Source organism: Sphingobium sp. DEHP117 (assembly GCF_030867385.1).
Classification (GTDB): Bacteria; Pseudomonadota; Alphaproteobacteria; order Sphingomonadales; family Sphingomonadaceae; genus Sphingobium.
The window spans coordinates 135,451-152,849 of record NZ_JAPFBJ010000003.1; the positions used below are offsets into that span (position 1 = coordinate 135,451).

At 63.0% G+C, this 17,399-nt stretch carries 18 protein-coding genes and 1 pseudogene; 5 read left to right on the top strand and 14 right to left on the bottom strand.

Annotated features, from left to right (window positions below; all coding sequences use genetic code 11):
• Positions 1-30: 30 nt before the first annotated feature.
• The 5 genes from OOT33_RS13120 to OOT33_RS13140 form a co-directional block, all read right to left on the bottom strand.
• Positions 31-552: a DUF559 domain-containing protein gene (locus OOT33_RS13120; protein ID WP_307750470.1), complete on the bottom strand. Its 522-nt coding sequence runs from the start codon at positions 550-552 to the stop codon at positions 31-33.
• Positions 549-2,027: a Fe-S cluster assembly protein SufB gene (gene sufB / locus OOT33_RS13125; RefSeq protein ID WP_307750471.1), complete on the bottom strand. Its 1,479-nt coding sequence runs from the start codon at positions 2,025-2,027 to the stop codon at positions 549-551. The genes OOT33_RS13120 and sufB overlap by 4 nt, the downstream gene beginning before the upstream one ends.
• Complete coding sequence (locus OOT33_RS13130; RefSeq protein ID WP_307750472.1) at positions 2,024-2,161, bottom strand: hypothetical protein; 138 nt, start codon at positions 2,159-2,161, stop codon at positions 2,024-2,026. Before OOT33_RS13130 ends, sufB begins: the two co-directional genes overlap by 4 nt.
• Entirely contained in the window at positions 2,158-2,604 is a 447-nt protein-coding gene (locus OOT33_RS13135) for an Rrf2 family transcriptional regulator (RefSeq protein ID WP_307750473.1), read from the bottom strand. Before OOT33_RS13135 ends, OOT33_RS13130 begins: the two co-directional genes overlap by 4 nt.
• A 147-nt stretch (positions 2,605-2,751) precedes the next feature.
• Positions 2,752-3,630 carry a helix-turn-helix domain-containing protein gene (locus OOT33_RS13140; RefSeq protein WP_307750474.1) on the bottom strand — a complete coding sequence of 293 codons (879 nt, stop codon included), beginning with the start codon at positions 3,628-3,630 and terminating at the stop codon, positions 2,752-2,754.
• A gap of 356 nt (positions 3,631-3,986) precedes the next feature.
• Here OOT33_RS13140 and OOT33_RS13145 point away from each other — a divergent pair, with 356 nt between their 5' ends.
• The 3 genes from OOT33_RS13145 to OOT33_RS13155 are packed head-to-tail and all read left to right on the top strand — an operon-like array spanning position 3,987 to position 8,551.
• On the top strand, positions 3,987-5,024 hold the full coding sequence (locus tag OOT33_RS13145) for a quinone-dependent dihydroorotate dehydrogenase (RefSeq protein WP_307750475.1): 1,038 nt from the start codon (positions 3,987-3,989) through the stop codon (positions 5,022-5,024).
• Positions 5,014-6,702: a gamma-glutamyltransferase gene (ggt, locus tag OOT33_RS13150; protein ID WP_373690578.1), complete on the top strand. Its 1,689-nt coding sequence runs from the start codon at positions 5,014-5,016 to the stop codon at positions 6,700-6,702. Before OOT33_RS13145 ends, ggt begins: the two co-directional genes overlap by 11 nt.
• Before the next feature lie 40 nt (positions 6,703-6,742).
• Complete coding sequence (locus tag OOT33_RS13155) at positions 6,743-8,551, top strand: AMP-binding protein (RefSeq protein ID WP_307750477.1); 1,809 nt, start codon at positions 6,743-6,745, stop codon at positions 8,549-8,551.
• Positions 8,552-8,625: 74 nt separating this feature from the next.
• Here OOT33_RS13155 and OOT33_RS13160 read toward each other — a convergent pair whose 3' ends face one another.
• The 6 genes from OOT33_RS13160 to OOT33_RS13185 form a co-directional block, all read right to left on the bottom strand.
• Positions 8,626-9,402, bottom strand: coding sequence for a VOC family protein (locus OOT33_RS13160; protein ID WP_307750478.1), 777 nt, complete (start codon positions 9,400-9,402; stop codon positions 8,626-8,628).
• A 144-nt stretch (positions 9,403-9,546) separates the two neighbouring features.
• Positions 9,547-9,918 (bottom strand): DUF1428 family protein, encoded by a 372-nt coding sequence (locus OOT33_RS13165; protein ID WP_307750479.1) that lies wholly within the window; start codon positions 9,916-9,918, stop codon positions 9,547-9,549.
• A gap of 86 nt (positions 9,919-10,004) precedes the next feature.
• A complete protein-coding gene (locus OOT33_RS13170) occupies positions 10,005-10,475 on the bottom strand; it encodes an SRPBCC domain-containing protein (RefSeq protein ID WP_307750480.1) in 471 nt (156 codons plus the stop codon).
• Between the two features lie 52 nt (positions 10,476-10,527).
• On the bottom strand, positions 10,528-10,809 hold the full coding sequence (locus tag OOT33_RS13175) for a hypothetical protein (RefSeq protein ID WP_307750481.1): 282 nt from the start codon (positions 10,807-10,809) through the stop codon (positions 10,528-10,530).
• A gap of 232 nt (positions 10,810-11,041) precedes the next feature.
• Positions 11,042-11,380 carry a hypothetical protein gene (locus OOT33_RS13180; protein WP_307750482.1) on the bottom strand — a complete coding sequence of 113 codons (339 nt, stop codon included), beginning with the start codon at positions 11,378-11,380 and terminating at the stop codon, positions 11,042-11,044.
• A 20-nt stretch (positions 11,381-11,400) separates the two neighbouring features.
• Entirely contained in the window at positions 11,401-12,915 is a 1,515-nt protein-coding gene (locus OOT33_RS13185) for a FumA C-terminus/TtdB family hydratase beta subunit (RefSeq protein WP_307750483.1), read from the bottom strand.
• A gap of 483 nt (positions 12,916-13,398) precedes the next feature.
• On the opposite strand from OOT33_RS13185, the gene OOT33_RS13190 reads away from it, so the two are divergent.
• Complete coding sequence (locus OOT33_RS13190) at positions 13,399-15,333, top strand: ribonucleoside-diphosphate reductase subunit alpha (protein ID WP_307750484.1); 1,935 nt, start codon at positions 13,399-13,401, stop codon at positions 15,331-15,333.
• 19 nt (positions 15,334-15,352) lie between these two features.
• Entirely contained in the window at positions 15,353-15,790 is a 438-nt protein-coding gene (locus OOT33_RS13195) for a cupin domain-containing protein (protein ID WP_307750485.1), read from the top strand.
• Between the two features lie 101 nt (positions 15,791-15,891).
• Here the strand turns inward: OOT33_RS13195 and OOT33_RS13200 are convergent, their stop codons facing one another.
• From OOT33_RS13200 to OOT33_RS13210, 3 genes and pseudogenes are all read right to left on the bottom strand, one after another.
• A complete protein-coding gene (locus OOT33_RS13200; RefSeq protein ID WP_307750486.1) occupies positions 15,892-16,113 on the bottom strand; it encodes a DUF2171 domain-containing protein in 222 nt (73 codons plus the stop codon).
• 138 nt (positions 16,114-16,251) lie between these two features.
• Positions 16,252-16,596, bottom strand: coding sequence for a DUF2171 domain-containing protein (locus OOT33_RS13205; protein ID WP_307750487.1), 345 nt, complete (start codon positions 16,594-16,596; stop codon positions 16,252-16,254).
• A 465-nt stretch (positions 16,597-17,061) separates the two neighbouring features.
• Positions 17,062-17,316: pseudogene (locus OOT33_RS13210) on the bottom strand (DUF2171 domain-containing protein); the annotation flags it as partial.
• Between the last annotated feature and the right edge of the window lie 83 nt (positions 17,317-17,399).

Here is a 17,399-nt window from a genome sequence, read left to right on the forward strand (position 1 = left end):
CAGGGTGACGATGAGGGACGTGCGATCTCATCACCCCACGCTCCCCTCAAGCGAAATCCCCAGCAGCTTCTGCGCCTCCACCATCTCTAGCCCCTCCCCTTCAGGGGAGGGGTTGGGGTGGGGGCCATCACCTTGGCGCAACGCAGCGGCAATCATCCGCAAAACGCCCTCCATATTCGTCATGACATCATGGTTCGAAACCCTCACAACACGCAGGCCTATCGCGCCCAGACGGTCATCCCGCAACTGGTCCTTGTTCGCGTCATGCGTGTCGCCATCCACCTCGACGACGAGGCGTGCCGCCGGGCAGTAAAAATCCGCTATGCTCGCGCCGATCACCGCCTGACGGCGGAATTTGAACCCGTCCAGTTGCGAAGCCGACAGATGCCGCCACAGCCGCCTCTCCGGCTCGGTCGGATTACGGCGCATCTCGGCGGCGCGCCGATGCAATTCTTCGAGGCGCCCTGCCGACAGCCCCCACCCCCGGCCCCTCCCCATCTGGGGAGGGGTGTTGAGGCGCTTCGCTTGGTCCGAAGGTGTTAGGCCTGTCACCCCACACTCCCCTCAAGACTGATCCCCAGCAGCTTCTGCGCCTCCACCGCGAATTCCATCGGCAGTTGTTGCAGCACTTCCTTCGCAAAGCCGTTGACGATCAGCGCCACCGCTTCCTCCTGCCCCAGCCCGCGCTGCATGGCGTAGAACAGCTGGTCGTCGGAAATCTTGGATGTGGTCGCCTCATGCTCGATCGTCGCCGTCGGGTTCTTCACCTCGATGTAGGGCACGGTATGCGCGCCGCATTCGCTCCCCAGCAGCAAGCTGTCACACTGCGTAAAATTGCGCACGCCATCCGCCGACGCCCCCACGCGCACCAAGCCGCGATAGGTGCCGCTCGATTTGCCCGCGCTGATCCCCTTGCTCACGATGGTGGAGCGGCTGCCCTTGCCGTTGTGGATCATCTTGGTGCCGGTGTCAGCCTGCTGATAATTGTTCGTCACCGCGACCGAGTAGAACTCGCCAACGCTGTTCTCACCATTCAGCACGCAGCTCGGATATTTCCAGGTGATGGCAGACCCCGTCTCCACCTGCGTCCAGCTCACCTTGCTGTTCCGCCCCTGGCACAGCGCGCGTTTGGTCACGAAATTATAGATGCCGCCCTTGCCTTCCGCGTCGCCCGGAAACCAGTTCTGCACCGTGCTATATTTGATCTCGGCATCATCGAGCGCCACCAGCTCGACCACAGCGGCGTGGAGCTGGTTCTCGTCGCGCTGCGGCGCGGTGCACCCTTCGAGGTAGCTCACATAGCTGCCCTTGTCGGCAACGATCAGCGTGCGCTCGAACTGGCCGGTATTCTCGGCATTGATGCGGAAATAGGTGGAAAGCTCCATCGGGCAGCGCACGCCCTCGGGGATGTAGACGAACGTGCCGTCGCTGAAGACCGCGCAATTCAATGTGGCGAAGTAATTGTCGTGCATCGGCACGACCCTGCCCAGCCACTTCTTCACCAGCTCCGGATATTCGCGGATCGCTTCGGAGATCGAGCGGAAGATGACCCCCGCCTCCTCCAGCTCCTTGCGGAAGGTGGTGGCGACGGACACGCTGTCGAAAACCGCGTCGACGGCAACCTTGCGCGCGCCCTCCACGCCCGCGAGCACCTTCTGCTCCTCCAGCGGAATGCCGAGCTTCTCGTAAACGCGCAGGATTTCCGGGTCGACCTCGTCCAGGCTGCCGAGCTTCGGTTTCGCCTTGGGCGCGGCCCAGTAGTAAGCTTGGCTGTAGTCGATGGGCGGCACCTTCAGCTTCGCCCAGTCCGGCGGCGTCATCGTCAGCCAGTGGCGATAGGCCTTGAGGCGCCATTCCAGCATCCATTCCGGCTCGTTCTTCTTCGCCGAAATGAAGCGGACGGTATCTTCGGACAAGCCCTTGGGGCCATATTCCTGCTCGATGTCCGCCACCCAGCCATGCTCATACTCCGCAACGCGCGCGGCGGCAGCATGGGCGGCGGCATCCTTTACGGGCGCGCTGTTCACCGCACCACCCCCGCCGCGAGGCGGCTCTCAAAACTCTCTGCGCTCTTTGCGGCCTCTGCGCGAACAAAAATTTTGCGCGCCGAGGCGCAGAGGACGCCGAGCGAAAAAGGATAATGCGCTTCGCGCGGGTTCATATCCGCGCTCCCGCTGAAATGCTGGCAAGGCTGACATCACCGAGCGCGCCGCGAATCGCGCTGTTCACCGCGTTCCAGTGCGGCTTCACGCTGCAATCGGGCGCGATCGTGCAGCTGCATGTGGTGTGCGTGGTGCAGTTGGTCATCGCGATCGGCCCCTCGATCGCCTCGATGATGTCCGCAAGGCTGATCGCCGCGGAGGGACGCGCGAGCTTGATGCCGCCGCCCGCGCCGCGCACCGATTTCAGCAGCCCCGCGCGGGTAAGCAGGCTGACGAGCTTTTGCGCGGTGGGCAGCGGGATGCCGGTCTCGGCAGCAAGCTCTGTCGCGCTGGTGCGCGCGCGCTTTCGACCCTCGGCATCGACAAGCGACGCCGAGCCACAATGCCGCGCAGCCGCACCCATCATCACCACCGCATAGTCCGCCAGGCTCGAAAGCCGCATAATCCCAAATCCCGACCTATTTGGGCGCATGTCAGAGAGACGTGCGCTAATTCGGAGCGAATCACTCCGATTAAACGCATGTGGGCGCGGTGATCCTACAAATCAAGCCTCCGCAGCGCCTTTCCACGTGGAAAAAGCCCTAGAAAGTCAGCTGATCCGGTTGATCTTCGACAGCCCGGTCAGCGCCCGCCGCTGCACCGTCAACCGCGCCACCGCCGTCGGGTCATGCAGCAGCTGATGCGGGGTGTGACCTAGGAACTGCTTGATCTCGCGGATGAAGTGCGACTGGTCATAGAAATTCCCCTCGTCGCACAGCTCCGTCCAGTTCTTCTTGTCGATCACGATCTGCGACGCGCACCTCAGCGCCCGATATTTGCGGGCGAGCAGCTTGGGCGGCGCGCCATAGAGCTTGTTGGTATAGCGCGCGAGCTGCCGCGCCGAGAGGCCGGTGGCCGCGACGATATCCTCGATCTGGGGCGAATCCGACTCGCTCAGCCACTCGTCAATCGCAGACACCAGCCGGATCATCTGATCATCAACCGGTTTCAGTTCGCTCTCGAGAAACGTCCATAGCCCCGCAACAGCTTCGTCGGCGTCCGCCTCGGCACGCAACCGTTCCAGCTCAGTGTGAAACCTCTCACCCATGCGCTTTCCGACATCGAACAGCGTGTCGACCGCCTCACTCGCGTCCGGCCCACACATTGCCAGCCAGCCCAGCGGCAATACAGACACGCCATAGACTATGGCCGGGCTTTGCAGCAGGAATCTCGTCGCGCCCATCGTGGGGCCGACCATGCAAACCTCCGGCGTCGGCTGCACCTCGCCATTACAAAACTCGTAATTGCCGTGGCCGGAAACCATGAACCGAAGTTGCGGCATATCCGCTCTCGTCATGTCCTTATAGCGGGACGTGTTCGTGGTGAATCGATATATGGAACCGAAAAAATAGCGCAGCTTTTCGGAGGGCTCCCAATAGTTCAGCTCAACCTGCGCGCCCTCGTCCTTACCCGAAAATGCATGATCCATGACGACGTGCTGCCCTTGCCGTGCGTTCTGTTGAGGGGGCCGAACCGGAACCTTAACCAAGTCCGAGCAGATCGTCTTTACAGATCGATAATTGCTCCGGCAACAATATTGCTGTCAACTAAGAACGACGACGCTGGAAAAAAAGGCCCGGCAGCACATTGCTACCGGGCCTAAGGTGTAAAGGTCTCTTGGTATAACCAGAGAGCCCTTCGGGTCGCGGCGCCTGTTTATTCAGAACAATGCGCCCACGCTTGTATGAAATGGACATGCACGCGTAATGTTATACAGTTTCATCGCTCGGGAGAAATTTTTCGGCGCTTTGACGATCGGTTTCCCCGCTGCCATAAAGCCCGGCCATGTTCTATCGCCTGCTCAAGCCACTTCTCTTCCGTCTGGATGCCGAAAAAGCTCACCATCTGGCGCTCGCGGCTATCCGCGCGATGCCGTCCGGCATGCCGGGAGAGGCGGACCCTTTGCTGCGGACGACCGTGGCGGGGATAGCCTTCCCCAGCCCCGTCGGGCTCGCCGCAGGGTTCGACAAGGAAGGGTTGATAGCCCACAAAATGCACCATTTTGGATTAGGTTTCTCGGAACTGGGAACGCTTACGCCGCAACCGCAAGCAGGCAATCCCCAGCCGCGCCTGTTTCGCCTGACAGAAGACCGCGCTGTCATCAACCGCATGGGCTTCAACAACGGCGGGCAGGCCGACGCCGCACGGCGGATCGCTGCCATGCCACGCGCCGGCCGGGTGATCGGAATCAACATTGGCGCGAACAAGGACGCCGCGGATCGCATTGCCGATTATGTCACTGGCGTGAGGACCATGGCTCCGCTGGCGGATTACGTCACCGTCAACATATCCTCTCCCAACACGCCCGGTTTGCGCGCCTTACAGGGACGCGGACCGCTGGACGAGTTGCTTGGCGCGGTGATGGCGGCGCGTGGCGAGCAAGGCCCGCCCATCTTCCTCAAGGTAGCGCCGGACCTTGAGCCCGCCGACATAGACGACATTGCAGCCAGTATCACCGACCACAAGGTCGATGCGCTGATCGTGTCAAACACCACTATTAGTCGCCCGGCTTTATGCTCTTCCCACGCCGGCGAGGCAGGCGGCCTTTCCGGCGCGCCGCTGCATGACCTTGCGCTGCAACGCTTGCGCGACTTCCGCGCGGCGCTGGGCGCTGCCATGCCGCTTATCGGCGTCGGCGGTATCGCAAGCGCCAATCAAGCCTATGCGCGAATACGCGCTGGCGCATCTCTGGTGCAGATATATAGTGCGATGGTCTACGAAGGCCCGTGGCTCGCGGCACGGATCAACAAGGGGCTGAAGGAACTACTGATGCGCGACGGATTCACCAATATTTCGCAGGCTGTGGGTGTCGATGCGCCGTAGGGCTCCCGTGCGCGCATTCCTCGCGGCGCTTTTGGCGCTACTCAGTTTCACCACGCAGGCGCTGGCCGCAGGTACAGTCTCCTCCGCCGATCCGCGCGCATCCGAAGCGGGCATGGAAATGCTGCGCAAGGGCGGGTCCGCCACCGACGCCGCGCTGGCGATGATGCTTGCCCTCACCGTGATCGAGCCGCAATCGAGCGGGATCGGCGGCGGCGGCTTCTTGCTGCATCATGACGGTAAGAGCGGTGAACTTGCGACGATAGACGGGCGGGAGACCGCGCCCCGTTCCGCAACGCCCGCCCTCTTCCTTGGCGCAGACGGCAAGCCTTTGCCCTTCTCGCAGGCGGTGCCCGGAGGCAAGTCAGTCGGCGTGCCGGGCAATATCGCCCTGATGAAGCAGTCACATGATCGCTGGGGCCGCCTGAAATGGGCCGCGCTGTTCGCGCCCGCCATCCGGCTTGCGCGAGAGGGGTTTGCCGTGAGCAAGCCACTCGCCGAGGCGCTGCAACGCGCCGCGCCGCTCTGGGCGGATTTTCCAGACGCCCGCGCAATCTACTGGATCGACGGCCGCCCGGCGCGCGAAGGCGAGATGCTGCGAAACCCGGCGCTGGCGGACTTCCTTGAGAAACTCGCACGCAAGGGGCCACGCGCCTTCTACAAGGGCAAGGGCGCCGCCGCCATTAGCGCGGCCGTCTCTAACGCCCCACGCAACCCGACGCCCTTCGCCAGGGCAGACCTATCCGCCTATCGCGCAAAGAGCCGCCCGCCGGTGTGCGGGCAATACCGCGTCTATAAAATCTGCGGTATGGGCCCGCCCTCCTCCGGCACCGTGGCGGTGGTCCAGATCCTCGGCATGCTGGAGCGGTTCGACATGAAGGCGCTGGGGCCGGACAGCCCGCAGAGCTGGCACCTCATCGGCGAAGCGATGCGGCTGGCCTTTGCCGACCGGGGCAAATATCTGGGCGACTCCGATTTCATTGCGGTGCCCGTCAACGGCCTCATCGACCGCGCCTATATCCAGGGCCGCTCCACCCTGATCGCACCCGGCGCCGCGCGCGGCAGCTACGAACCGGGCACGCCGCCGGGCGCGCCCCTTCGCACTCCGGCCAAGGGGCCGGAAACACCCGGCACCACCCACTTCGTCGCAATAGACGACATCGGCAATATCGCGACGATGACCTCTACAGTCGAAGGACCATTCGGTAGCCAGCTTATCGCCCACGGTTTCTTCCTCAACAACGAGCTGACCGACTTCGACTTCACGCCGGAGAAGGACGGCGCGCCCGTCGCCAACCGCGTAGAGCCGGGCAAGCGCCCCCGCTCGTCTATGACGCCCACCATTATTTACGATGCGAGTGGCAAGCCCGTCTTCGTCGTCGGAGCCGCCGGCGGCAGCACGATCATCATGCAGGTCGCAAAGGCCCTGATCGCGCATCTCGACTGGGGCATGAGCGCGCGCGACAGCCTCGGCCTCGGCCTGATTTTCTTTGACAGGGACGGGCTCACGCTGGAGCCCGGCACGAAGCTGGAGGCGATGAAGCCAGCCTTGGAGGCCATGGGTCACCATGTCGGAACTCTCACCGCGCGCCTCAAGGCCAACGCAGCGGAGCGCCTGCCCGATGGCCGCTGGCAGGGCGCCGCCGACCCGCGCAGCGTGGGGGTGGCCCTTACGGAATGAGGGGGATATAGAAGCTCCAGATAACAAAACCGGAGAGGCCATGCGCCAGTTCGAGCATTTCCCGAACCTCGTCACCATGTTCTTCACCCGCGCGAGCGAACAGGGCGAGCGACCCTTCCTATGGCGCAAGGAAGCGGGACAATGGATGTCGATCAGCTGGGCCGAGACAGCGCGTCAGGTCGCCGCGCTCGCATCCGCCCTGCGCGCCGAAGGGATCAACCCCGGCGACCGGGTGATGATCGTGTCCGAAAACCGACCGGAGTTCTGCATCGCGGACCTTGCCATCATGGCAGCGGGCGCGGTCAGTGTGCCTACCTACACCACCAACACCACGCGCGACCATGACCATATCCTCAACGACAGCGGGGCACGCGCCGTCATCGTCTCTACGCCCAAGCTCGCCAAGGCGCTGATGCCCGCCGTCATCCACTCCAACTGCGTGAGCCTCGTGATCGGCATCGAGCCGCTGAAGTTTGCCCAGGCGGGCGTCGCTGAGCTGCGCCAGTGGGACGCGCTGATCGCCGCCCATACCGGCGATCCTGCCGCCGATCCCGCCGCCTGCGCCTCCTCCCTCACCGCGCAGCGCGATGACCTCGCCTGCCTCATCTACACCAGCGGCACCGGCGGCGCCCCGCGCGGAGTGAAGCAGCATCACGGCGCGATCCTCCTCAACGTCGAGGGCTGCATCGACGTGATCGCAGGCGATTTCGGCTGGGGCGATGAAATATTTCTCTCCTTTCTCCCGCTCTCCCACGCCTATGAGCATAGCGGCGGCCAGTTCCTCCCCATCGGCCTTGGCGGGCAGATCTATTATGCCGAGGGGCTGGACAAGCTCGCCTCCAATATCGAGGAGGTGCGCCCCACGATCATGGTCGTGGTGCCGCGCCTGTTCGAGGTGCTGCGCGCCCGCGTGATGAAGGCGATCGAACGCCAAGGCCGCGCCGCGCAGATCCTGCTCGATCAGGCGCTGCGCCTCGGCGCGAAGGAGATGGCGGCGGGCAGACTACCGTTGTGGGACCGTCCCGTGCGCGCGCTCCTCAACCGCACCATCAAGCCCAAGGTGCAGGCGCGCTTCGGCGGGCGGATCAAGGCGCTGGTGTCAGGCGGCGCGCCGCTCAATCCCGACGTCGGCAGCTTCTTCCACGCGCTCGGCCTCACTCTGCTGCAGGGCTATGGCCAGACCGAGGCCGGACCGGTCGTCTCCGTCACCAGGCCAAGAACCGGCATGAAGATGGACACGGTCGGCACGCCGCTAAAACACGTGGAGGTGAAAATTGCCGAGGACGGCGAAATCCTCGTCCGCGGAGAGCTGGTGATGCACGGCTATTGGCGCAACCCTGAGGAAAGCGCCCGCGTGCTGCGCGATGGCTGGCTCCACACCGGCGACATCGGCGAGTTCGATGCGGGCGGCCGCCTCAAGATCACCGATCGCAAGAAGGACATCATCGTCAACGACAAGGGCGACAATGTCTCGCCGCAAAAGGTCGAGGGCATGCTGACGCTGCAGGACGAGATTGCCCAGGCGATGGTGAGCGGCGACCGGCGGCCCTATCTCGTCGGCGTGATCGTGCCGGAGGCGGAGTGGCTGGCCGAATGGGCAAAGGCAAACGGCAAGGAACAGGCCTCCCTGACCGAACTCGCCGCAGACCCCGCGCTCCACACCGCCCTGCGTGCGGCAGTAGACCGGGTGAACACGGACCTCTCAGTGACCGAGCGCGTGCGCCAGTTCATCATAGCCGACGCCCCCTTTACCATCGAGAACCAGATGCTCACCCCCTCGATCAAGATCCGGCGGCATGTGATACGCGGGGCGTATCAGGAAAGGCTGGATGGGTTGTACAAGGGGTGAGGAAGCCACCATATTCATGGTCGACCTTCCCGCTCCCTACCCCACGCACGGTCCAATACGCACTGAAACCCTGATCAACGACGCTGCCCTACCAGCGCGAAATGTGCGCCCTGGGGGTCTATACCCTGCAACGCGAAGTCGCCGCCCGGAACTTCCATCGGGCCGTTGATCACCTTGCCGCCGCCGCTGTCTATGGCCGTTACCGCCGCATCGATATCCGCTACCCGAAAATAGTGGTTCCAGTGCGGCGGCCCCATCTGGTCGGTGCCGGTCATGATCGCGCCGATCATGGCTCCGTGACGAATGAAATCATAGGATCCCATCGGTCCCATATCCATGGACCCGTCCTTCACCCAACCGAACCGCACACCATAGAAATGCAACGCCGCGCTCTGGTCAGACGTGATCAGCTCATTCCAGGCGCAGTGGCCGATCCGGGGGCGGTCATGGGCAAAGGCCAGGCTCTCACCCTCGCCGGAAGGGCGCATGATGTAAAAAGGCGCACCCTGTGGATCGGTCACCATCGCGATGCGACCCACCTCAGCGATGTCCATGCCCGGCATCAGGATCCTGCCGCCACCATGAGCAATGCTCTCGACGCATTTGTCGACATCATCTACCGCGACATAGCCCACCCACGCCGGACATGCGCCGCCCTCCATCATCTGGGGCGTCAGCTGCATCACGCCGCCAACACTATGCTCGGGTGCGTTGATGATCCGATAATCCATTCCGGGCGTATTGCTGCCCGCAAACGTCCATCCGAGCACGGAGCCATAAAAGCTCTGAGCCGCATCCGCATCGCTCGTCATCAGCTCGTACCAGATGAAATCGCCATGCTTGTTCGCCATCGCTTCGCTCCAAAGTTGCCCGTTGCGTGTTCACGTCCGGCGCTCGACAAAACAGGGAACTTCTGGCTTTGGCGAGCGCAACGATCGTGATGCGAGAGTATCAGCTTTACTGGTAATCAGACAGGTTCAGATATCTCTGCCTTACTAATCCCCCAGCATCACCACCGGCTCGAACCCGCCGAAGATCATGCGCTTCCCATCAAAAGGCGGAGGGTTTTTCGCGGGGTCGAAGCGAGGGTCGGTTTTCATCATGTCTTCAAACTTGGCGAAGGCGGCATCACGCGTCGGTTTGTCCGGCCATTCGATCCAGGAAAAGCACACCGTCTCTTCCTCCCCAGCCTGTACCGCCCTGCGAAAGTCGGTCTGCTTGCCTTCGGGCACATCTTCACCCCAGCACTCCCAGATGCGCAGCGCGCCCTCGTCCATCAACATCTGATCAAACTCGCGCGCGTGGTCTATAAACGCCTGCCTGTTCGCGGTCGGCACCGCGATCACGAACCCGTCCACATATGCCATAGCCGTTCTCCTGTCCGACGTTTCCAAAGTGAGGCAGCCTCTTCGCGCTCAAACGGCATGCCAAGTCTCTCTTGATCCGCCCGCGCCTAGGCCGTTTCGACCAGCTCTTTCAGCTGCCGGGCGCAGGCCTGCCATCCTTCTACAAATCCCATATCCTCATGCTGTTTCCGCGCCTCGGCGCTCCAGTGGCGCGCGCTGGCGCGGTAGCGGGTGGCACCGCCCTCGGGTATCAGCTCCCATATGCCGATCATGAACGGCTGCTGGGGCGTCCAGTCCCCCGCACCCGTCACCGTGGACACGCAGTCGGTCGTGACGAACCGCACGCCGGGCGTGACCTCCAGGAATATGCCTTCCGACGCGTGCTCCTCGCCCGCGTTCGGCCCGCGCATCACCATTGCGCAGCGCCCTCCGGCCCTCCACTCCTGCGCGATTATCTCCGTCCGCCACGGGCGCGGACACCACCACTCGGCTTGGCGGCGCGTCATCGCATCCCATACTTTCTCGGGCGGCGCGTCGATCAGAATTTCTACAGACAGCGCGTTGACGGCATCGTTCATGGCCTTCCTCCTCAAAGCCCGGACACGCGCACCATGGCAACCCGCGCGCCTGTCAGTTCTGGATCACCTTTTGCACGTCATTGCTGCCCGCGCAAAGATGATCGCCTGCATAAGCGGGGCTGGGGCCGTTGAGCGGACGCGGGCGGCCCAAAGTCCAGTTCTGCTGCATGCGCACCTTGGGGTTGGGCGCACACCAGATTTCGCCGGTGTCGTCGATGGCGGTGACCCAAATGAGATTATGCTCCGGGCCATAGTCGATCATGCCGATCGCCAGGCCCTTGCCCTTGTCGATGACCTCCAGCGGAATGGGCGGGTCTAGCTGCGTAAATGCCATGGTGGCGTTCTCCTTCATGAAGGAGCCAACGTCCATGTCCGCGCTTGGTTGCGCAAGCAAGTGCTGCCCACCGTGTCGGCGGGCACGATACGCACACAAGCTATCGGTTAAATCACAGGGTCAATGGTGAAGCCTGGCACCGCCCGCGCTTCGACATAGCCTTTGAAGTACATGTCCATGACCACATGTTTGGGCTCCGTGCTCGCCGACGCACAGCTCACGACATAGTCGTCTATGATAGAGCCATAAATACCCGGGCCGAGATGCCCGCACGCATGAAGGAGGGCGTGCTGTTGTCCGGGCATTTCAGCCTGGAAAGGTAGGCACGCTGCCCCGCCGGGCTTTCAGCGCGCACGGGGTTCTCTTTTGTGCCGAGCGGAAAAGCCTCCGCCTTGGCGACAGCAGCCTTGAGGTCCGGTTCGTCAAGGATCGGTCCTCCTCCCATCATGCGTTGGAAGTAGACCGATATCGGCATCGGCTTGCCGCCCACAATCACGCTTTCTTCTTTTTTTGCCCAGGCAGACTGGCACGACAATGCCGCCGCCGCAAAAATTCCGACCCAGTACCGCATGTGATCCCCCCTTTACCTGATCAGGCCAGCAGACCCTCCTTGGCGATCTTGTCCCGCCACACCAGAGGCGCGAGGTGGTGAACGTTGTTGCCCTCACTATCCACCGCAACGGTGACCGGCATGTCCTTCACCTCGAACTCGTAGATCGCCTCCATGCCCAGATCCTCGAAGCCGACGACCTTGGCGCCCTTGATCGCGCGCGCCACGAGATAGGCCGCCCCGCCCACCGCCATCAGATAGGTGACCTTGTGCTTCTTGATCACCTCGACCGCGCCCATGCCGCGCTCCGCCTTGCCGATCATCGTCAGCAGGCCAAGGTCGAGCATCATGTCGGTGAACTTGTCCATGCGCGTGGCAGTGGTCGGGCCGGCGGGGCCGACGACCTCGCCCATCACCGGGTCGACCGGGCCGACATAATAGATCGCGCGGCCCTTGAAATCGACCGGCAGGGCTTCGCCCTTGGCCAGCATGTCCTGAATGCGCTTGTGCGCGGCGTCGCGCCCGGTCAGCATCTTGCCGTTGAGCAGCAGCCGGTCGCCCGCCTTCCAGCTCTGCACCACATCCGGGGTGAGCGTATCGAGATCGACGCGGATCGCCTCCTTGTCCGGCGCCCATTGCACATCGGGCCACTCGTCGAGCTTGGGCTGCTCCAGATAGGCGGGGCCGGAGCCATCCATCACGAAGTGCGCGTGGCGGGTGGCGGCGCAGTTGGGGATCATCGCCACCGGCTTGCCCGCCGCATGGCAGGGATAGTCATAAATCTTCACGTCGAGGATGGTGGAAAGGCCACCCAGCCCCTGCGCGCCGATGCCGAGCGCATTGACCTTGTCGAAAATCTCCACGCGCAGGCGCTCGATGTCGGTCTGCGGCCCGCGTTCCTTGAGCTGCGCCATGTCGATGGGCTCCATCAGGCTCTGCTTGGCGAGCAGCACCGCCTTCTCCGCCGTGCCGCCGATGCCGATGCCGAGCATACCGGGCGGGCACCAGCCCGCGCCCATCTGCGGCACCATTTCGAGAACCCAGTCGACGATGCTGTCGGACGGGTTCATCATCTTGAACTTGGACTTGTTTTCCGAGCCGCCGCCCTTCGCCGCAACATCGACGCTGACCTTCGACCCCGGCACCATCTCGACGTTGAGCACGCAGGGCGTGTTGTCCTTGGTGTTCACGCGGCTGAACGCCGGGTCCTTCAGGATCGATGCGCGCAACCGGTTCTCGGGATGCAGATAGGCGCGGCGCACGCCCTCGTCGACAATGTCCTGCAACGGGCGCGAGGTATCGTCCAGCTGGCAGTCCATGCCCCATTTGATGAACACGTTGACGATGCCGGTATCCTGGCAGATCGGCCGATGCCCTTCCGCGCACATGCGGCTGTTGGTGAGGATCTGCGCGATCGCGTCCTTCGCCGCCGGGCCTTGCTCCGCCTTATAGGCCTCGCCCAACGCACGGATATAATCCATCGGGTGGTAATAGCTGATGAACTGCAGCGCGTCGGCGACGCTCTCGATCAGGTCTGCGGCCTTTATGACGGTCATGGATGATGTCCTTCCGGCGGAATGGGATGAGATTTGGCGCCGCTATGTCGAACTTGGCACAAGCTGTCCAGCCTCCGAGGTCGGGCATAGTTTTGTCCGCCAATATTTATTTTCATTCGCGCTCCGTTCTCTTGCCTTTTTTAGAGGTCAGCTTTTCCCGCGCGTCGCTGCCCCATACGAGGATGCATCGTCGACGAACCGAATCTCATCAGCGACGAACGGAGTCCCTGAACTGTCATTTACCCTCTTGCATCGCGCCACCACTGTGGCACTATCCCTTGTGTAGGGACAACGGGGGTTACCCAACAGATTGTGGTTCGGAAACGCCGATACTTTCGGCGAAGGGTTGTTTTTGTGCCGTTTTCCGAGCCATAAGGGGGAGCGATTCCGGTGCCCATCGCGTTCAGATGGTGTATGATGGATTTTTGCTCCTCATACCCTTGACCGAATCGAACAGACAGTGAACATCAGGGGCCGGTGCAGATGGACTTCAGAGAAAACGAACAGGTGGGCGCAGGCGATATGGCGGTAATGGAAATGGAACGGCCCCAGGCGGCCAAGGCAAGCGAAACGGCGAATGCCCCGGCGAAGGAGGCAGTGCCTGATTCGAAGAGCGTCGCGGCACGCCGCTTCGATGTCGTGACCGATGCGTCGCGTGATGCGCTGCTTACCGATTTCGGCAAGGAGACGCTGAAGGACCGGTATCTGCTGCCCGGCGAGAGCTATCAGGATCTGTTTGCCCGCGTCGCCTGCGCTTATGCCGACGATTCCGATCACGCCCAGCGCATCTACGATTATATCAGCCGCCTGTGGTTCATGCCCGCAACGCCGGTGCTCTCCAACGGCGGTACCGGGCGCGGCCTGCCTATCTCCTGCTATCTCAACTCGGTGGACGACAGCCTGGAGGGCATCGTCAACACCTGGAACGAGAATGTCTGGCTCGCCAGCCGGGGCGGCGGCATCGGCACCTATTGGGGCGCGGTGCGCGGCATCGGCGAACCGGTAGGCCTCAATGGCAAGACGTCAGGCATCATCCCCTTCGTGCGGGTGATGGATTCGCTCACCCTCGCGATCAGCCAGGGCAGCCTGCGCCGGGGTTCCGCCGCCTGCTATATCGACATTTCGCACCCGGAGATCGAGGAGTTCCTCGAAATCCGGAAGCCCAGCGGCGATTTCAATCGCAAGGCGCTCAACCTCCACCACGGCGTGCTGTTGACCGACGCGTTCATGGAGGCGGTGCGCGATGGGCAGGAGTTTGAGCTCAAGTCGCCCAAGGACGGCTCGGTGCGCGGCAGCGTGGACGCGCGCGCGCTGTTCCAGAAGCTGGTCGAGACCCGCCTCGCCACCGGCGAGCCCTATATCGTGTTCTCCGATCAGGTGAACCGCATGATGCCCAAGCATCACCGCGATCTTGGCCTCAAGGTCTCCACCTCCAACCTCTGCTCGGAAATTACCCTGCCCACGGGTCGCGACCATCTGGGCAATGATCGCACGGCGGTGTGCTGCCTCTCCTCGCTCAACATCGAAACCTGGGACGAGTGGAACGGCGACAAGCAGTTCATCGAGGACGTGATGCGCTTCCTCGACAATGTGCTGCAGGACTATATCGACCGCGCGCCGGACGAGATGGCCCGCGCCAAATATAGCGCGAGCCGCGAGCGTTCGGTCGGCCTCGGCGTCATGGGCTTCCACAGCTTCCTGCAGGCGCGCACGATCCCGTTCGAGAGCGCGATGGCCAAGAGCTGGAACCTGCGCATCTTCAAGCATATTTCAGCAAAGGTGAACGAGGCGTCGATGATGCTGGCGCAGGAGCGCGGCCCTTGCCCCGATGCCGCCGACATGGGCGTGATGGAGCGGTTCAGCTGCAAGATGGCGATCGCGCCGACCGCGTCGATCAGCATCATCTGCGGCGGCACCTCGGCCTGCATCGAGCCGATCCCGGCCAACATCTACACCCACAAGACGCTCTCGGGCAGCTTCTCGATCAAGAACCCCTATCTCGAAAAGCTGCTGATCGAGAAGGCGAAGGACAGCCAGAACGTCTGGAACTCGATCCTCGAGCGCGGCGGCTCGGTCCAGCATCTCGATTTCCTGAGCCAGGAGGAAAAGGACGCGTTCAAGACCAGCTTCGAGATCGACCAGCGCTGGCTGCTCGAACTCGCGGCGGACCGCACGCCCTATATCGATCAGGCGCAGTCCTTGAACCTGTTCATTCCTGCGGATGTCGAGAAGTGGGACCTGCTGATGCTTCATTTCCGCGCGTGGGAGCTGGGCATCAAGTCGCTCTATTATCTCCGCTCCAAATCGGTCCAGCGCGCGGGCTTTGCCGGCGGCGTCGAGGCCGACAACACGGCCGAAGCGCCCAAGTTCGAGATCGGCGGATCGACGGACTATGACGAATGCCTGGCGTGCCAGTAAGTGCTCGACAGGCATAGCAATGCCCCACCGCCGCATCGTCACCGGCCTTGATGCCGCTGGCCGCTCCGCCATCATCCTTGATGGCGCGGCGGAGATGGTTGCGTGGGCGACGGCGGAAACGCCGGTAGACAATAGCGGAGTTGAGGATCAGGGCGGGGAGTTTTACGTTGCCATGCCGCGCGGGGGCAGCAAGTTCCTGATGGTGGAGATCCCACCGGCGCCGGGCGAGTTGTTTGGCCCTGGCATGCACGCCACGGATACGATCGACTATCTGGTGGTGATCAAAGGCGAAGCCGTGCTCGTCACTGAGAATGGCGAGACGACCTGCCACGTGGGCGACATGATTGTAGATCGCGGCGTGATGCATGGCTGGCGCAATGACGGAACCGAACCCGCGTTTCTTGCCTGCGTCATGATTGACGCCGCCCCCGTGGGCAACGGGGCCACGCTCAAATGAAGTGCGCTGATATCCTCTCAGCCCAAACAATAGTCCCGGCGCCTTGCGGCACCGGGACTAGAGGCGTCAGGCGCATGCGCCTGTCGCGGGGGGAACGTGGGTCAATATTGCGGCGTAGAGGCGAAGGTGCCCGTCTTCATATAGACCCGGTTGTCGTCGATCTTTTCAACAGCGTCGATCGGCAGGCGATGATGCTGCCCGTCGGACGAGTCGCTGCGCGTCAGGACAATCATGTCGTCCTCAACCTTGTCGACCGTGCCGAGGTGCTGGCCGGACGAGTCGGTCACTTCCATATGTTCCTTGATGCGCCATTTCTCGAACATGTTGCGTCTCCTGATTCAGATGCGAACAGGAATAAAACCACCGGCGCTTTTCGTCGTTCCTCGCTCCGTCGCAGGCGGAAACCGGCTGGCGGACCTGAGATGAATTCGCAGGCCGCCCGAGCCGAATTTTCCCAGAACTCAGTGCTGGCCGCTGCCCGATCCACCCATCCCGGTGCCCTCGCCGCTGGTGCCAAACAAGGGCCGGTCCTGCGCGCCGGAGAGCGGGCTCTGGCCGGCGTGATAGGCGCTGGCCGCCGCGATCTGCGCCTCGCTCATCGTAGTCGCCGCGCCCTCGCGCAGCACCAGCCGGTCGCCGTCGACCCGGTCGATCGCGTCGGTATCGACATGATGATGTTGCCCGTCGGTCGCATCGCGCGAGGTCAGCTTGATGCGCGCGCCCTCGATCCGGTCCACGGTGCCGATGTGACGGCCCTGGCTGTCAATCACTTCCATATGTTCCCTGATCCTTGCTGTGTCGATCATGTGTCCTCTCCTTGGATATCGTGTCTGCCGGGAACGGGCAGGGGCAGCTTCGGTTCCGCGCGGGGCATTGCCAATGCGCGCTTAACCTTCTTTTCGTCGCGCCGCCCTGGCCGGATGCCGAGGCGGCGCGAAGCAGGCTCAGTCAGCCCGGCGGCGGGTGTATCTCTCCGCCGGGTCGGTCGCGTTGCCGTCGCCCATGTCGCCATGCTCCTCGACAAACTCGCGGCCGACGTCGTCCTCGGCGTCAAGGGCGGTCAGGCTGTCTTCCTCCTCCTCATCTTCGTCGTCGAACTCGTCATCCTCCAGCTCCTCGTCGTCCTCGTCGAAGTCCAGCTCGTCCTCGTCCAGATCGTCCTCGTCCAGATCCTCATCCTCCTCAGAGTCCTCGTCCTCCAGCTCGTCGCCGGAAGCCGCAGCAGCCATACCGCCGCCAGCAGGCCCGTCCGCCGCGATGTCGCTCCCGCCCTCTTCCTCCTCAAAGGTAACGGCAACGTCGCCATTGGCGGAGAGGCGCACGCTGCCATCTTCCTCAATGTCGGCAACGAGGCCCATCGGCACATAATGATGATGGCCCTCATGCCCGCCGCCATAGCCCGCGCCGCCGCTGTCTGCCTTGGTGAGCTTGATGCGCTTGCCGTCGACCCGATCCACCGTGCCCACATGCACGCCATCCGCGCCAATGATGTCCGCATGTTCGCGGATGTCGTTTCTGCTCAACATAGTGTATCTCCTGCTTGGGGACTCCGTTCCCGAAACGCAGGCGCAGGCATCCGTGTTTCACCCGTCCGGCGCGCGCCCGTTGC

Excerpts from the sequence above, each read along its gene's own strand:
- OOT33_RS13130 (WP_307750472.1), bottom strand. The coding sequence starts at position 2,161 with ATGAACCCGCGCGAAGCGCATTATCCTTTTTCGCTCGGCGTCCTCTGC.
- OOT33_RS13135 (WP_307750473.1), bottom strand. The coding sequence starts at position 2,604 with ATGCGGCTTTCGAGCCTGGCGGACTATGCGGTGGTGATGATGGGTGCG.
- OOT33_RS13140 (WP_307750474.1), bottom strand. The coding sequence starts at position 3,630 with ATGGATCATGCATTTTCGGGTAAGGACGAGGGCGCGCAGGTTGAGCTG.
- OOT33_RS13145 (WP_307750475.1), top strand. The coding sequence starts at position 3,987 with ATGTTCTATCGCCTGCTCAAGCCACTTCTCTTCCGTCTGGATGCCGAA.
- ggt (WP_373690578.1), top strand. The coding sequence starts at position 5,014 with ATGCGCCGTAGGGCTCCCGTGCGCGCATTCCTCGCGGCGCTTTTGGCG.
- OOT33_RS13155 (WP_307750477.1), top strand. The coding sequence starts at position 6,743 with ATGCGCCAGTTCGAGCATTTCCCGAACCTCGTCACCATGTTCTTCACC.
- OOT33_RS13160 (WP_307750478.1), bottom strand. The coding sequence starts at position 9,402 with ATGGCGAACAAGCATGGCGATTTCATCTGGTACGAGCTGATGACGAGC.
- OOT33_RS13165 (WP_307750479.1), bottom strand. The coding sequence starts at position 9,918 with ATGGCATATGTGGACGGGTTCGTGATCGCGGTGCCGACCGCGAACAGG.
- OOT33_RS13170 (WP_307750480.1), bottom strand. The coding sequence starts at position 10,475 with ATGAACGATGCCGTCAACGCGCTGTCTGTAGAAATTCTGATCGACGCG.
- OOT33_RS13175 (WP_307750481.1), bottom strand. The coding sequence starts at position 10,809 with ATGGCATTTACGCAGCTAGACCCGCCCATTCCGCTGGAGGTCATCGAC.
- OOT33_RS13180 (WP_307750482.1), bottom strand. The coding sequence starts at position 11,380 with ATGCGGTACTGGGTCGGAATTTTTGCGGCGGCGGCATTGTCGTGCCAG.
- OOT33_RS13185 (WP_307750483.1), bottom strand. The coding sequence starts at position 12,915 with ATGACCGTCATAAAGGCCGCAGACCTGATCGAGAGCGTCGCCGACGCG.
- OOT33_RS13190 (WP_307750484.1), top strand. The coding sequence starts at position 13,399 with ATGGACTTCAGAGAAAACGAACAGGTGGGCGCAGGCGATATGGCGGTA.
- OOT33_RS13195 (WP_307750485.1), top strand. The coding sequence starts at position 15,353 with ATGCCCCACCGCCGCATCGTCACCGGCCTTGATGCCGCTGGCCGCTCC.
- OOT33_RS13200 (WP_307750486.1), bottom strand. The coding sequence starts at position 16,113 with ATGTTCGAGAAATGGCGCATCAAGGAACATATGGAAGTGACCGACTCG.
- OOT33_RS13205 (WP_307750487.1), bottom strand. The coding sequence starts at position 16,596 with ATGATCGACACAGCAAGGATCAGGGAACATATGGAAGTGATTGACAGC.